Source organism: Pseudalkalibacillus hwajinpoensis (assembly GCF_015234585.1).
In the GTDB taxonomy this organism is placed as follows: domain Bacteria; phylum Bacillota; class Bacilli; order Bacillales; family Guptibacillaceae; genus Guptibacillus; species Guptibacillus hwajinpoensis_B.
Genome location: NZ_JADFCM010000008.1, coordinates 865,109 through 880,386 on the forward strand (window position 1 = coordinate 865,109; position 15,278 = coordinate 880,386).

Annotated in this window: 13 protein-coding genes and 1 riboswitch; of the genes, 8 read left to right on the forward strand and 5 right to left on the reverse strand. The window is 40.6% G+C overall.

Annotation, left to right across the window (positions count from 1 at the left end):
• Positions 1 to 416: 416 nt before the first annotated feature.
• The 3 genes from IQ283_RS16180 to IQ283_RS16190 form a co-directional block, all read right to left on the reverse strand.
• Positions 417 to 1,817, reverse strand: coding sequence for an ammonium transporter (locus IQ283_RS16180; protein WP_194221145.1), 1,401 nt, complete (start codon positions 1,815 to 1,817; stop codon positions 417 to 419).
• Positions 1,818 to 1,839: 22 nt separating this feature from the next.
• Entirely contained in the window at positions 1,840 to 2,181 is a 342-nt protein-coding gene (locus tag IQ283_RS16185; protein WP_194221146.1) for a P-II family nitrogen regulator, read from the reverse strand.
• 243 nt (positions 2,182 to 2,424) lie between these two features.
• Entirely contained in the window at positions 2,425 to 4,158 is a 1,734-nt protein-coding gene (locus IQ283_RS16190) for an alpha-glycosidase (protein WP_194221147.1), read from the reverse strand.
• Between the two features lie 296 nt (positions 4,159 to 4,454).
• On the opposite strand from IQ283_RS16190, the gene IQ283_RS16195 reads away from it, so the two are divergent.
• The 5 genes from IQ283_RS16195 to IQ283_RS16215 all read left to right on the forward strand — a co-directional run bounded on the left by IQ283_RS16195 (position 4,455) and on the right by IQ283_RS16215 (position 9,882).
• A complete protein-coding gene (locus IQ283_RS16195; protein WP_194221148.1) occupies positions 4,455 to 5,738 on the forward strand; it encodes an extracellular solute-binding protein in 1,284 nt (427 codons plus the stop codon).
• A gap of 95 nt (positions 5,739 to 5,833) precedes the next feature.
• Positions 5,834 to 7,117, forward strand: a complete 1,284-nt coding sequence (locus IQ283_RS16200; RefSeq protein ID WP_194222272.1) for a carbohydrate ABC transporter permease — start codon at positions 5,834 to 5,836, stop codon at positions 7,115 to 7,117.
• A gap of 1 nt (position 7,118) precedes the next feature.
• Positions 7,119 to 7,961: a sugar ABC transporter permease gene (locus tag IQ283_RS16205; protein WP_194221149.1), complete on the forward strand. Its 843-nt coding sequence runs from the start codon at positions 7,119 to 7,121 to the stop codon at positions 7,959 to 7,961.
• Between the two features lie 228 nt (positions 7,962 to 8,189).
• Complete coding sequence (locus IQ283_RS16210; protein ID WP_194221150.1) at positions 8,190 to 9,230, forward strand: LacI family DNA-binding transcriptional regulator; 1,041 nt, start codon at positions 8,190 to 8,192, stop codon at positions 9,228 to 9,230.
• A 139-nt stretch (positions 9,231 to 9,369) separates the two neighbouring features.
• Positions 9,370 to 9,882, forward strand: coding sequence for a BclA C-terminal domain-containing protein (locus IQ283_RS16215; RefSeq protein WP_194221151.1), 513 nt, complete (start codon positions 9,370 to 9,372; stop codon positions 9,880 to 9,882).
• A 46-nt stretch (positions 9,883 to 9,928) separates the two neighbouring features.
• Here the strand turns inward: IQ283_RS16215 and IQ283_RS16220 are convergent, their stop codons facing one another.
• Together IQ283_RS16220 and IQ283_RS16225 are read right to left on the reverse strand one after the other, a co-directional pair.
• Positions 9,929 to 11,347, reverse strand: coding sequence for a DUF11 domain-containing protein (locus IQ283_RS16220; protein WP_194221152.1), 1,419 nt, complete (start codon positions 11,345 to 11,347; stop codon positions 9,929 to 9,931).
• 161 nt (positions 11,348 to 11,508) lie between these two features.
• Positions 11,509 to 12,378 carry an SDR family oxidoreductase gene (locus IQ283_RS16225; RefSeq protein ID WP_194221153.1) on the reverse strand — a complete coding sequence of 290 codons (870 nt, stop codon included), beginning with the start codon at positions 12,376 to 12,378 and terminating at the stop codon, positions 11,509 to 11,511.
• Positions 12,379 to 12,525: 147 nt separating this feature from the next.
• On the opposite strand from IQ283_RS16225, the gene IQ283_RS16230 reads away from it, so the two are divergent.
• The 3 genes from IQ283_RS16230 to IQ283_RS16240 all read left to right on the forward strand — a co-directional run bounded on the left by IQ283_RS16230 (position 12,526) and on the right by IQ283_RS16240 (position 15,267).
• Positions 12,526 to 13,689, forward strand: a complete 1,164-nt coding sequence (locus tag IQ283_RS16230) for a histidine kinase N-terminal domain-containing protein (protein WP_206759485.1) — start codon at positions 12,526 to 12,528, stop codon at positions 13,687 to 13,689.
• 39 nt (positions 13,690 to 13,728) lie between these two features.
• A riboswitch (TPP riboswitch) is annotated at positions 13,729 to 13,831 on the forward strand.
• 168 nt (positions 13,832 to 13,999) lie between these two features.
• Positions 14,000 to 14,692 carry a thiaminase II gene (gene tenA, locus IQ283_RS16235; protein WP_194221155.1) on the forward strand — a complete coding sequence of 231 codons (693 nt, stop codon included), beginning with the start codon at positions 14,000 to 14,002 and terminating at the stop codon, positions 14,690 to 14,692.
• On the forward strand, positions 14,689 to 15,267 hold the full coding sequence (locus IQ283_RS16240) for an ECF transporter S component (RefSeq protein WP_194221156.1): 579 nt from the start codon (positions 14,689 to 14,691) through the stop codon (positions 15,265 to 15,267). The genes tenA and IQ283_RS16240 overlap by 4 nt, the downstream gene beginning before the upstream one ends.
• Positions 15,268 to 15,278: the final 11 nt, after the last annotated feature.

Consider the following 15,278-nt stretch of genomic DNA (forward strand, 5'->3'; position numbering starts at 1 on the left):
AAAAGGATCGAAGCTGATGGCTTCGATCCTTTTCTTTAAAAGATTTTATTATTGCTCGTTCCCGCTTAGTGGGGAGGGGTTCGATCGCTTCAGCTTATCAAAAGAATACAAAGTGGGTGTTCTTTTGATAAGGCTTCAGCGCTTGTCGAGGCTAAGCGGGCGCTTCCGCTTTTCGTGATCCAGCTGCAGTGGGCAGACACTCGGTCACTTCACCTTTTCATCCGAACACAAAGACCGTGTTCAAATGAAAAGGCTCCAGTGCCTGCCGTGTCTTAACGCCCACTTCCGCTTTTCGTGTCCAGCTGCGACTCGCAGAAACTGCGATATTTCACTCTTTCACCAGAACACAAAGGGCGTGTTCTAGTTCAAGAGCTCCAATATCTCCGTTTCTAAACGCTCTTCTCCGCTTTTCATGTCTAAACGCTTCCTTCTGCTTTTCTTTTTTCAACTGGTGGCTGTTCGAGTCCGTTGAGGCGTTCGACTAGGCTGTGGCCGAATGGTGTTCCGGCAGAAGGGCTTTCGTTGTTGTTTAGAAGGCCTCCTCTAAGCTCGTAAGCTGTTGAGCCGTGCTCTGCGAAATCAAGTCCCTGTATTTCTTCTTCACGAGAAACGCGAATGGAAGAGAAGCGAGTATAGATGAATAAGAAAATACCTACTGTACCAATCGTCCACGCCATAACTGCTAGAATTCCGATTGCTTGAACGAGTATAAGGGATGCACCGCCTCCATAGAATAAACCTCCATCGATTGCGAAAAGTCCAACGGCTAGCGTGCCCCACGCACCACACACTCCGTGAACAGCAATCGCTCCAACTGGGTCATCCAATTTTACGCGACGGTCAATCAGTTGAACGGCTTCAATTAAGATAACACCAGAGATAAGACCGATGAACATGGCGCCAATTGGAGATACGCTTGCTGTACCTGCTGTAATTCCGACAAGCCCAGCTAATGCGCCGTTTAGAGTTAAAGAAGCATCAATTTGCTTATAGCGAATATAAGAATAAAGGGCACTTCCGATTACACCACTTGAAGCAGAAAGAAGTGTTGTTGCTACGATCGTAGGGATAAGTGCGTCGCTTGCTGATAGTGTACTACCTGCATTAAATCCAAACCAGCCGAACCAAAGAATGAAGACTCCTAGTGCGCCAAGTGGAATGTTATGACCTTGAATAACGTTCACTTTTCCGTTTGAGTATTTACCAAGACGTCCTCCAAGAAAGGCGACCGCCACAACCGCACCAAGTGCACCTGTCATATGAACGACCGTTGAGCCAGCAAAGTCAACAAATCCTAGTTCTGAAAGCCATCCGCCACCCCAAATCCAGTGACCAACAACAGGATAAACAAATCCGATCATTGCAACCGTTACAGCAATATAACTGATTAATTTCATTCTCTCAGCTACTGCACCAGAAATGATTGTCGCACAAGTTGCGGCAAAGACGGCCTGGAAAACAAAGAAGCCGATGTTTTCAGATTGTCCTAGAAGAAGGAAGCCATCACTACCAATAAAACCGCCGGCTGAAGAACCGAACATCAATCCGTATCCGATTATAAAGTAAAGCACAGCGCCAATTGACATTGTTAGAAGATTCTTCATTAAAATATTTAAGGCGTTTTTAGAACGGGTAAATCCAGTTTCAACCATTGCAAATCCAGCGTGCATGAAGAATACTAGAAAGGCAGCAATCATAATCCATACGGTATCCATTGAAGCACTCAAGGCAGTTACAGCTGAGGCATCGCCTGCTGCGAAGACATGTCCTCCGGATAGAAGAAAGAGAAGCGCGAACAAACCAGTGATTTTTTTCATTGTTTTTATCATCCTTTTTGATTTATTTAAATGCAGTGAGTCCGTGTTCACCAGATCGTATGCGAATGACATCTTCAACAGGATAAACAAATATTTTGCCGTCGCCAACTTCCCCGGTTGCACATATATCGCGAATATGCTTAACAACATGATCAAGCAGGTCATCATCAAAAACGAGCTCTACTTTAATTTTCGCCTGAAGCGAGACTTCAAAATGACTTCCTCTGAAAACGCCAGTTTGTTTTTTTTGTAATCCACATCCAGCTACTTCGGATACTGTCATGCCTGTGATACCTTCATCTCTTAACCGATCTCTTAGGTCCTGAAATGCCTCAGGACGAATAATGGCTTCTACTTTTTTCATGTAAGACCCTCCATGTCAGTTTTTCTAACATTGCCTTTTTTCTATATCCTAATATTATGCGGTGAAAACAAGAAATTCAAGGTTATTTTTTGAAAATTTAAAATAGCGTGTCATATAATCTAACCTTAATAAATGTAAGTAATCAGAATATTCCAAGTGGGGTAAGTGTGGTTGCGCTTTCAGTTGATTTCGAATTCTGAGGCATAAAAAGAAGCTCCTGGATGATGACCAGGAGCTTCTTGCTTATGAAATGTCTAAAATAGTGAAGCCAAATGGTTCAAGATGAAGTAGGCTAGAGTCGTGCTGACTCCCTAAAAGAGTTTTTGCATTCAAATAATTGAGTGAGAGCTCAGTAGTTATGGCCTTTTCTGAGTTGTTTAATAGAAAGAGGAGCGTTTCATTATTCGTCTGCCTCTTATATTGAATAAGCGTTTCATCTGTATACACCACTTCGAAAGTTCCATCGTTCCGAAACGCAGGGTGTTGATTACGTAGGGCGATCAGTTCTTTTAAAAACTGAAATAGTTCAGTGTCCTGGTCTTTTTCATCCCAAATCATACATTCTCGACAACCAGGATCAGCGCCACCTTTCATCCCAATTTCGTCACCATAATAAATACAAGGTGTTCCTGGGAAAGAGAATTGAAGGATATACATGAGCTTCACGACCTCCTTTTTCCCGTTTGCTAGTGTGAGGAGTCGCGGTGTATCGTGACTTCCTAATAAATTAAAGGCGACTTCATTCACATTTGCAGGATAAGAGTGAAGGAGTGCGGTTAGGCGGTTCCCCATTGTTTCGGCAGAGATTTTTCCATTTGCATAATGATCAAGTAGGGCAGCAGTTAAAGGATAGTTCATTACAGCATCAAACTGATCGCCCTGTAACCACGGCATTGAGTCGTGCCAGATTTCACCAAGAATATAAAGCTCAGGCTTAACACGCTTTACCTCTTTTCTAAATTCACGCCAGAAGCGGTGATCAATTTCATTTGCAACATCAAGTCGCCACCCGTCAATATCAAATTCTTCTACCCAGTAGCGACCAACTTGTAGTAAATACTCTCTCACTTCTGGGTTTTCAGTATTGAGCTTAGGCATTGTCGCTTCAAAGGCGAAAGTATCATAGGAGGGAAGAGGTTTTGTTTCAATTGGATAGGACCTCACGTGAAACCAGTCTCGATAGCGTGATGCTTCTCCGTTTTTTAATAAGTCCTGAAACGGTTCGAAGTAATAACCGCTATGATTGAAAACAGCATCAAGCATAACTTTAATGTCCCTTTCATGACAGGCTTTGACGAGCTCTTTAAATGTTTCTTTATCGCCAAATTGTGGATCAATCTCCATGTAATCGATTGTGTCGTACTTATGATTTGAGGCCGCTTTAAAAATAGGTGTGAAGTAAATGCCGTTAATTCCAAGGTCTGTTAAGTGATCAAGATGATTTATTACCCCCTGGAAGTCTCCGCCGAAAAAGTTGTTACGCTCCGGAGGGTATTCCCCCCATGGAAGCGTACCTTTTGGATCTAAGGAAGTATCTCCGTTAGAGAATCGTTCGGGGAAGATCTGATACCATACTGTGTCCTTCACCCATCCAGGAGCTGTAAAGATATCAGCATCATTTAGGAAAGGGAAACTATAATAGTCGTTTGTATCTGATGGCTGTTCCGTATAGAAGCCTTTTTCTGTATGGTAATACGCTTCATTTTTATCTTCTAGATAGAAGCCATATCTCAATCTACGATAAGGAGGTTGGATCGCTACACTCCAATAATCGAATAGAGAGTCTGAGCCAGTTACTTTCATTGTTTTAGAAGTGAACTGCCATGCGTTGTCTTTCCAATCATACGGATCTCCATAAATAAGGGAGGTGGATGTCACATCATCTTTCTTTGTTCGAATCATCAGGTGTAGCGTTTTCTTATCATATGCGTAAGCATAGTTGTTCTTTGGGCGGTGATAGATGGCTTCTTTAAACATAACTAGATACCTCCATGTGCAATCGCTTGCATTTTGATAATAGAAAACTCTTTTCAAGAACTAATCGAAATGGAATGTTGCTTCTATATAAATGTAGAAGATCAAAGTAGGTTAGTCAAATGTAAAAAACAAGGTGAATTTACTGTTTCGAAAAAATTTTGAAAAAACTTTGTGCAAACGGTTGCGAAAATTTTATAGCCATGTATAATAAGTTATAGAAAGACAGTGCAATCGTTTTCACTGAGTTATATGAAAGCGCTTGTACTCCTATCGTAAAATTAAGAGGGGGTTAACACATGAAACGCTTTTTCGCTTTGTTTCTTACACTAGTTCTTGCAATCGGCGTTCTTGCAGCATGCGGACCGCAAAACAATGAAAACGCTTCTAGTAACAACGGAGGCAGTGATTCTGAGGGGGAAGATGCAAATAAACCTGAGAAGCTAGTTGTTTGGGAAGATACAGATAAAGGGATTGCACTTGAACCGGCTATTGCTAGTTTCGAGGAAGAGTACGGAATTAAAGTTGAATTTAAAGAACTAGGTATGGCTGACGAAATTAGAGAGCAAATTCGTCTTGATGGTCCAGCAGGTACTGGTCCTGACGTTATTACCCTTCCGCACGATCAAATTGGACAAGCTGCAGTTGAGGGACTTATTTCCCCAATCGAAGTTGAACAGTCTGTGATTGATACATTTACAGAATCTTCTATTCAAGCTGAAAACTTTGACGGTAACCTGTATGGATTACCAAAAGCAACGGAAACACCTGTCTTCATTTACAACAAAGATCTAATGGACAAAGCTCCAGAATCAATGGATGAAGTATATGATTTCGCAAAAGACTTCACGAAAGACAAGCAGTATGGCTTCCTTGCGCTATGGGATAACTTCTATTTTGCAAACGCTGTCCTTTCAGGATATGGCGGCTATGTGTTTGATCGCACTGATGAGGGATTAAACCCAGAAGACATCGGTCTTAACAATGATGGTGCTATTGAAGGAACGGAATACATTCAGAAATGGTATCAGGAAGATCTTTTCCCTAAGGGCCTAATTGGTGAAAACGGTGGATCTACAATGGATGGTCTGTTTAATGAAGGGAAAGCAGCTTCCGTTATGAACGGACCATGGTCTTTCCAGGGTTATAAAGATGCTGGAATTGACATTGGTGTTGCGCCAATGCCTACACTTCCAAACGGAGAGAATTTCAAAACGTTTATCGGTGTTAAAGGCTGGCACGTAAGTAATTTCTCTGAGAACAAAGAATGGGCTACGAAGCTCGTTGAATGGTTAACAAATGAGGAGAATGCAAAGATTCGTTACGAAAAAACAGCAGAAATTCCTCCGGTTAAATCACTAATTGAAGATCCAGTTATTGCTGATAATGAAGGTGCAAGTGCCGTAGCACTTCAATCTCAATATGGCGTTCCAATGCCTAATATTCCAGAAATGGCTGAAGTATGGGAGCCAGCAGCGTCTGCCCTACAATTAGTAGCAACAGATAAGCAAGAACCAAAAGCGGCCCTTGATGAGGCTACGAAAACAATTAAGTCTCAAATCGAGCAGAATCACAGCAACTAAAGTATTGAAAATTTAAAGCGGTACTCCGGAAACGGGGTACTGCTTCTCACTTTAAAGCTAGAAAAGTGGGGAGAAGAAAGGGGATTGCCATCACGATGGAGGCAACTGAGCGTCAAACAAAGCATCGAAAAACAGCACTTGCTTTATCACTAATACCTGGATTCGGTCAGTTTTATAACAAGCAGATCCTCAAAGGACTTATGTTCTTCATCTTAACGGTTTCATTTGCCGTTGCTTTTGCTGACTTAATCAACATTGGATTATGGGGGATCGTTACCCTGGGGGAAAAGCTACCACGAGATCACTCCATCTTCTTGTTAACACAGGGAATTATCGCTGTCCTTGTTATCCTGATTGGATTGGTTATTTATTTCTTAAACCTAAGGGATGCATATTTGAATGGAAGAAATCGTGATCTAGGCATTCCCTTAAATTCTGTTCGAGAGCAATACCGTAATGTTTCTGAACAAGGATTTCCTTACTTAATGCTATCACCTGGATTTTTCTTATTAATTTTTGTTGTTATTTTTCCGATATTGTTTGTTATTTTACTTTCGTTTACAAACTACGATCTTTACCATTCTCCACCAGCTAATTTAGTAGACTGGATTGGGATTCAAAACTATATTGATATATTTAAGCTAGACATCTGGCGCGATACTTTCATCGATGTTTTCTCATGGACAATCGTATGGACATTTGTTGCGACAACAGGACAAATTGCGATTGGTATTTTTCTAGCCGTTTTGATGAACCAGAAAGACCTTAAATTTAAAGGCATCTTTAGAACAATCTTTATCTTGCCTTGGGCCGTACCAGCTTTCGTATCAATCCTTGTGTTTGCGGGGATGTTTAATGAGACGTTTGGTGCGATAAATAACGACATCTTAGCAGCGTTCGGTATCGATGCGATACCATGGCTTACAGAGCCATTTTGGACAAAAGTTGCTTTAATTCTTATACAGTTCTGGCTTGGATTCCCGTTTATTTTCGCTATGGTAACGGGTGTGCTTCAATCGATTCCAGATGAATTATATGAAGCTGCAACAGTAGATGGTGCGAATATCTGGCAGAAGTTTAGAGGAATCACGCTTCCAATGGTTCTTTTTGCAATCGCGCCAATTTTAATCACACAATATACATTTAACTTTAATAACTTTAACGTTATTTACCTGTTTAACGGTGGTGGTCCTGCCGTATCAGGTCAAACAGCAGGCTCTACTGACATTTTGATTTCGTGGATCTATAAGCTCACGTTTACGTCTGCGCAATATGGCAAAGCTGCTGCTATTACCATGATTCTATCAGCCATTGTTATTGGTGTAGCACTGTGGCAGTTTAGAAGAACGAAATCATTCCAAGAAGAGGATATGATGTAATATGAGTCCAAAAATGCAGAATACCTTACGTTTAACACTGTCCTATATTGCCATCGCTATTGCTTGTGTCATCATCTTGTACCCAGTTCTATGGATTGTGGGGTCTTCCTTTAATCCCGGTGACAGTCTATCTGGATCATCAATTATCCCGAAGGATGCAACATTGGAGCATTACAAATCGTTATTTAATACGGCTGAAAGTGATTACTTGCTTTGGTATTGGAACACATTGAAGATTTGTATCATCACAATGATTCTAGCCGTAGCGATGATCTCCTGTATGGCTTATGCCTTCTCACGCTATCGTTTCGTCGGTCGTAAAAATGGATTAATGACTTTCTTAATTCTTCAAATGATCCCGAACTTTGCAGCACTTATTGCGATCTATGTATTAGCTTATACAACGGGTTTGTTGGATACGCACTTTGCGCTGATTCTTGTTTATACAGGTGGTTTACTGCCAATGAATACGTGGCTTGCTAAAGGATACTTTGATACAATTCCAAAAGAGCTTGATGAATCAGCTCGAATCGATGGCGCGGGTCACTTCCGTATCTTCTGGCAAATCATATTGCCACTTGCAAAACCGATTCTTGCTGTAGTAGCATTATTTAGTTTCATTACACCGTTTACGGACTTTATTCTTGCTCAAGTTATTCTTCGTAGTGAAGAGAAATATACGCTGGCGGTTGGTCTTTACAAAATGATTTCTGATCAGTTTGGTAATGAGTTTACAACGTTCGCCGCAGGATCAGTATTGATTGCGATTCCAATATCAATTTTATTCCTATCGCTCCAACGTTACTTTATATCTGGCCTTACTGCTGGAGGAACGAAAGGATAGATCAAGACGTGAGAAAGAAGAGAGAGAGGAAAGCTACTCTTGCAGCTTCTTTCTCTTTTTTTATCCTAACCATTCGTTTAGAGATCTTTAATAGGCACGATTGTTTCTCTATAGTAGATGTCATTTTCAATAGAAATCGTTTACAATGAATCATTAGATAGTTAAGATAGACCAATTACTTATCATATGAAACGAACAAGCGAAAGCTTTGTATAGGAGGAAATCCCAATGGCAGTAACGATTAAAGATGTAGCGAAACTTGCCAATGTTGCGCCATCGACGGTATCACGTGTGATCGCAAATAATCCACGAATTAGTGAGCAAACGAAACGTCGTGTCAGAGAGGCGATGGAAGAGCTTGGCTACCACCCTAACTATAATGCAAGAAGTCTAGCGAACCGGAGTACACAAACGATTGGCCTTGTTATGCCGAGTTCAGCAGATAAAGTATTACAGAATCCATTCTTTCCGGAGGTTCTTCGCGGTATTAGTACGAAGGCTCATGAAAAAGAATATACCTTATATATGTCCACTGGGGCAACAGAAGAAGAAATGTTAGAAGGCGTAATGGGGATGGTTCACGGGCGCAGAGTGGACGGTATTGTAATGCTTTACTCAAGAATCGACGATAAAATTATGACGTTTTTACAGGAACAAAATTTTCCGTTTACCGTTATTGGGAAGCCACTAGTGAATCCAGATTCAATCACTCATGTCGATAATGATAACTTTAACGCGGCAAAAGATGTAACCGAGCATTTTATTGGCAAAGGTCATGAACGAATCGCATTTGTAGGAGGGAATTTAGATCTAGTTGTAACCGTGGAGCGGTTACACGGTTATGAAAAAGCCCTACAGGAAGCGGAAATTCCACTCCAGGACGATTATGTTGTTCATGTGGAGTTTCTAAAAGAAGGCGGACAGGAAGCGGTAATGGAATTATTTTCGTTAGAAAATCCTCCAACCGCGCTAGTTGTTGCAGATGATCTCATGGCCCTTGGTATCATGAGCAAGCTTGATGAGATGGGTCTTTCTGTTCCTGAGGATGTGTCTATCATTAGCTTTAATAATGTAATGCTCGCTGAATATGCTAGTCCGCCGCTTACTTCAGTTGATATTAATATTTTTCAACTAGGTTATCAGGCTGTGAACTGTTTGCTAGAGAAAATTAGTGATCCTGAGTCAGGAAACAAACGTGTTTGTGTACCACACCAGGTTGTGGAGCGCTGGACAGTTAGGACAATTAACCAGAATGAGAGTATGAAATAGCCACGAAGGTGGCTATTTTTTTTGGGATTTTCAATATAGATTGAAAAAAACTTTGAACAAGCCATCATCAGCCGTTCCAAATCCATCCAGTATTGCGTTTACTATAGTAAATACAAATTCTCCAAAGTAGGTGATTATCATGAGTTGTTCAGGTTGTGGAGGTTGTGGAGGAAGTTATCCTGGAGGAGTATTTGCTAGACAGGGGGCGCAAGGAATCCCTGGCCCACCAGGGCCGCCGGGACCATCAGTTACAGCCACTTCAGGATTTGCTGCGAACACGTCAAATGCTAATATTAATGCGATAGTTGGAGGGACAAATATTTCTCTTCCAGATGCCCAGAGTTTACCAACAACTATAACGGTAGATGGGACAAACACTTTTTTTACAGTTCAAGAAACGGGAAGGTATCTCCTTTCTTATCATATAAATACTACAGCAGCAACTCTGATAAGTTCTAGGCTAATGGTTAATGGGGTTCAATTAAGTCAAACAGTTATTTCACCTGTTGTTGCAGTCACTAACTTTAGCGCAGAAGCCATTGTTTCATTGTCTGCAGGAGATGTCATTTCTCTTCAGCTTTTTGGACTGATTAGTTTAATTGTCTTAGCTTCCGGTGTAGGAGCTTCTCTTACTATAATCAGAGTAGAATAAATTAAAAAAATCGCAAAGCTGATGCTCTGCGATTTTTTATTATTGGTTAACATACGGTTGATAGAGCCTGGTTACTCATTGCAATTTTCCCACAACTAAACTCTACTTCAGCGATATTACTAACAAAACAATCACATCTTTTGACGATGATTTGGAAGAAAATCGTTACACTATCACCCACGTCAATATCATCGAGTTCAACACCGTATTGTGGGTTGATCCCTGGATACTGAACCCCATCAATATACAAGCTGTTCTCAACAAAAAGCGTGCCTGGTGGAATGCTATCGCTAAAGATCACGTTAATTGCTGGAACCACACCATTGTTAGTAATGGTGATTGTATATGAGAGAACGTCTCCGTAAGACGAGAACGGTTTATCGACTGTCTTCACAATATCTAATATTGCATCTCCTTCGTCAATTTGGACGCCAAGCGCATTTGGCATATAAGCATCGCCTGACGACGTGAAGCGAAAAACAGCCGTGGATTGGTTGTTTGGTAATAGGCCAGAACCACTGACGTTTGTAATATCCCATCCCTGTCTTCCAGCAACAATATTCGTTAATGTAAAAGGATCCTGGTTCCGGTTACCAAATGTTCCACTCGTATCAAGATTTCCCGAATCATCATTAATTTGAGAGCCAAAAAAGTTTCCTACTGGGTTGTTTGGTCCTGAGAGAAGGGTTAATGTACCTGCATCGGGTCCAAAGAGAGCCTGATCTCCTCCTATATTCGCGTCTCCTTCTTGAGCTGAGATGAGTAAACGAGCATCTACCGTTCCTGAAGGAGGAGTCATAAAACCTGAAATGGGAATATCAATAGTTGGATTCGCTGGGTTAATTACAATCCCATCGGCGCCTACAAATAAATTCAAAGATCGGTTTGGTAATGAACTATTCGCATAAACAACGGCTAGCGTCCACCCTGCATGGTTCGTATCAGCTGTGGAAGCTTGAAGAGGATCAAGCAGTCCTGGTACGCCACCAGTGGTGTATGTACCAGCACCAGCTGCTTGAACAATTGATGTAACATCATTGGAACGCATGTAAAATCCTCTCGTGTTTGGTCCAAAAGTAAATGTAGGTTCATTACTAGTTGTTGGATCGGGGCTAATTGTGAAGTCAGTCCCATTTGGATCAGTGAAGGTAACAGAATTATTAATTTCAGATGTAATGTCTTCGTTTACTGAAAGGTAATTCCCTCCCCAGATTAATTCAGCATATAAAACGGTGCTTCCAGCTGGTAATACGAGATTGGCCTCTGAGTTATTTAATGTATAATCAAGAGTGGTTCCTGGTGGAAAAGTTGGCACTTGAAGTGTTGTATCGGTTGTAATAAATGCTCCGATACTTCCTTGAGTACCTGCCTGGTTAGCATTTAGTAACTGACTTAATCCTAATGTATTTCCTGTAAATGTCATGGCTCCACACGTTCGGGTGGAGTATCGATTAATAAAAGCCATAATGACAACCCCTATTGAACATACGTGTTCAAATATAGTCTAAAATTGTTTTCTCTATACTATATGAATGCAGTAAAATGACGTATAAACTCTTGTCCAATTGAATCTTAAAAATCATTTTTTATAGAGTAAATAATATAAAAAACCTCCCAAAGGAGGTTTTAAGATGTTAAGAACTGTCCACCATTAATGTGAATGGTTTGACCGGTCATATAAGAAGATCCGTCCGAACCAAGAAGAACGTAAGCCGCAGCCAATTCTTCTGGCTGACCCGGTCTCCCCATAGGTGTATTTGTTCCAAAGTTTTTCACTTTTTCTGCTGAGAAGGTGGAAGGGATAAGCGGTGTCCAAATAGGACCAGGTGCAACGCTGTTGACACGAATTCCTTTTCCAACGAGCGACTTTGCGAGACTTCTTGTGAACGTTGTGATCGCGCCTTTTGTACTAGAGTAATCGATCAGCTGTTCATTGCCTTCATAGGCGGTTACGGAGGAAGTGTTAATGATTGCACTTCCATTTTTTAGATGGGGAAGAGCGGCTTTCGTCAGGTGAAACATGGAAAAAACGTTGGTTCGGAATGTTTTTTCGAGCTGTTCAGCACTAATTTCTTCTATTCCCTGTTGGGGATGCTGTTCTGCTGCATTATTAATTAAAATATCAAGCTGTCCGAAATGATCAATCACCTGTTTAATCACATTGTAAGCAAAAACTTCACTCCCGATATCTCCCGGCAATAATAAACATTCGCTTCCGATTTCTTCGATTTTTTGCTTCGTATGTTGCGCATCTTCATGTTCGTCAAGATAGACAATGGCGATTTTTGCTCCCTCTTTTGCATAAGCAATCGCAACGCCTTCACCTATCCCACTATCTCCTCCAGTAATGAGAGCGACTTTATTCGTTAATTTTCCTGTTCCTTTATAATCTTGGTCTTCCATTAAGGGCTTTGGATTCATTTCTTGCTGAGATCCTGGCTGATGATTTTGATGTTGTGCTGGTTGTCCATCCGTTTGTCTAAAATCGGGTCTCATGGGATAACTCCTTTCAAATTATATATATGTGTAAGGAATTTCCAATAGAGAGGATTTCTAAACCTAAAGTCTGAGAATATAATGATGACATTTGCATTACATGATAAAATGGAACAAACCTATAATGTAGTTTGTGAGGCGAGAGGTATGAATTTTGATTTAATCGAATCTGAATTTGAAGAACGGTTTGCGTCGTTTTTGGAACAAAGTCAGCCCGAAATTGTAGAAAAGTGGCTGCTTGGCGCGAAAATTTCTCAAGAGGATCCTTATTATGAAGAAATCATTAAGAATGGGAAACGAACGGTTGAACTTATCTCTCGTTATATTCGCCTTCAGGATGAAAGCTGGATTATGACATTAACTAAGAAAATTGCGAATGAGCGAATTGAAGCAAATGTTAATATCGGAGAGTTTATTGCGAATATTAATTTTGGGAGATCAGTTGTGATCTCTGTCTTAAACGAATCATCATTTGATAGAGATGAACTGTCGAAAGGTCTTCAAATCATTAATAATTACTTTAATGCTTATTCGTATCATTCAGTAACGGAATACACGAAGGTTAAAGATAATATCATTCATGATAAAAATAAATTTATACAGGAAATGCATAGTGATCGTTTAACCATTCTTGGTCAGCTAGGTGCGAGCTTTGCTCATGAATTTCGCAATCCTCTTACCTCCATTAAAGGATTTTTAAAATTATTAGAAGATGATAGTGATGCTAATAATTCGATCGAGAAACACTATTTCGAAATCCTCAATAGCGAAATGAAAAGTCTAGAAGAGAAGGTAAGTCAATTTCTTTTCTTATCAAAAATGCGTGGGAGCGACGACCGTCCCCTATCATTAAATTTAAGTGGATTATTAAGATATACCATTGAAATTCTTTATCCAAGACTACTAGAATCAAACATAGAAGTGGAAACAGCCATTACTCCAGACATTCCACTGTTCGGTGTAGAAGAACAAATCAAACAAGTCATTCTTAATATTATGATTAACTCGATTGAAGAGTTAAATGAAAATAAAATCGATCATCGAAAAATTGAGATGAGCGCAATAGAAAACCATGGACGGATCACGATTGAAATTTCCAATAACGGCCGGCAAATTTCATCGCATCTAGTTGAAAGTATCTTTCAACCGTTCATTAGTACAAAAAAACTCGGAACAGGTCTTGGATTGTCTGTTTGCAAGCAAATCATTGAAAAGCATGAAGGTGTAATTTCAGTGCGATCAAATCCAGAAAAAACAACTTTTGTAATTGAACTTCCAGTAATGGTTGACAAAGGTGTGAAAGAAGAGTAGCTTAATAGTTATCAAACTAACATTCAAAAAAGCTTTTTATATATCCACTAGGGGAGTCATTTATATGACTGAGACAGGATGTCCTGGACCCTTTGAACCTGATCTGGTTAGCGCCAGCGGAGGAAAGTGGAGACGGATGCCACTGCAGCCGCTCCATTTTTGGAGCGGCTTTTATACGTTTTGATTTCCTAAACGTGTAGAAGTAAGGAATGCTTACAAGTATTTCTAAATCTCCAAAAATGACGGAACAACGGCATTCAAGCTCCTTTCCTCTTCATCAGTTGGATGAAAAGCGGAGAGGAGTTTTTTTATGTCGTTTACTGAACAGTTAAGAGAGGAAGCAGCACCAATTTTTGAAGCGATTTTTAACCATCCATTTGTAAGAGGAATTGCGGGGGGAAAGTTAGAGAAGGAACAGCTTGTTCATTATGTAAAGCAGGACTTTGAATATTTGAATACATTTGTTCGAATCTACGGTATTGCGCTATCAAAATGCGAAAATCGAGAAGAGATGGCGCTCTTTACTGAACAAATATCATTTGTACTCCATAGTGAGGTACATCCTCATAATAATTTGTGTCGAGTTGCAGGCGTCACTTATGAAGAGCTGCAAGGCTATCCCCTTTCCCCTACGGCACACCATTATACGAGGCATATGCTCGACGCTGCTCATTCAGGTACGCTCGGAGAAATCGTTGCAGCCCTTCTGCCATGCCCATGGACTTACCTTGAGATTGGTCAACGTCTAATGGAAGAGGTTAATCCTAAAGAAGATCATCCTTTTTATGATTGGATTACGTTTTACGGAGAGAAGTCAATGGAACCAGTGACGGATCAACTAAGAAAAATTCTCGATCAGTGGGCAGAGACGGCACCTGAAAGAGAATTAAAGCGAATCAAGGACTATTTTATTCTTAGCTGTCAGTTGGAATATGGTTTCTGGGAAATGGCTTATCAAGTAGAAGAGTGGCCAGTCTCCCTCCAAAAAGGTGAGCGCGTATGAAACGACTAAAGCTTTCGGACATTTTGATTACGATCGTGATTGCCCTTGTTTTTGGGATTATTTATAAACTGTGGGGACCGGTCTATAACATCTTTAAACCATTTGGTCTCCACATTGGTGATGTGATTTACGGGATGTGGTTTATTGCGGGAACAGTGGCAGTGCTTCTACTTCGTAAGCCCGGTGTGGCACTACTTGCAGAAACGGCTGCAGCTTCTGGTGAATTTCTTGTAGGTTCAGAATATGGATTATCTGTTCTTCTATATGGAATTGTTCAAGGGTTAGGAACGGAATTAATGTTTGCCTTATTTGGCTATAAACGATACACCGCATTTGTTGCGGCGCTTGGAGGAATTGCTGCTGCAGTAGGCTCCATTGTCATGGATGCCGCCTACGGATATGTGATGGACCTCGCTCTATGGAATTTACTTCTTCTCATTGGTGCTAGGTTAATTGGAGGCTTTCTATTAGCTGGACTACTTGCTTATTTCCTAGTAGAGGCTTTAGAGAAAACGGGAGTTACTAGCTTGGTTAGACCAGCAAGTGATGAAGATTATAAGGCGTTAGATCAGTAAGGAGTGGTTAT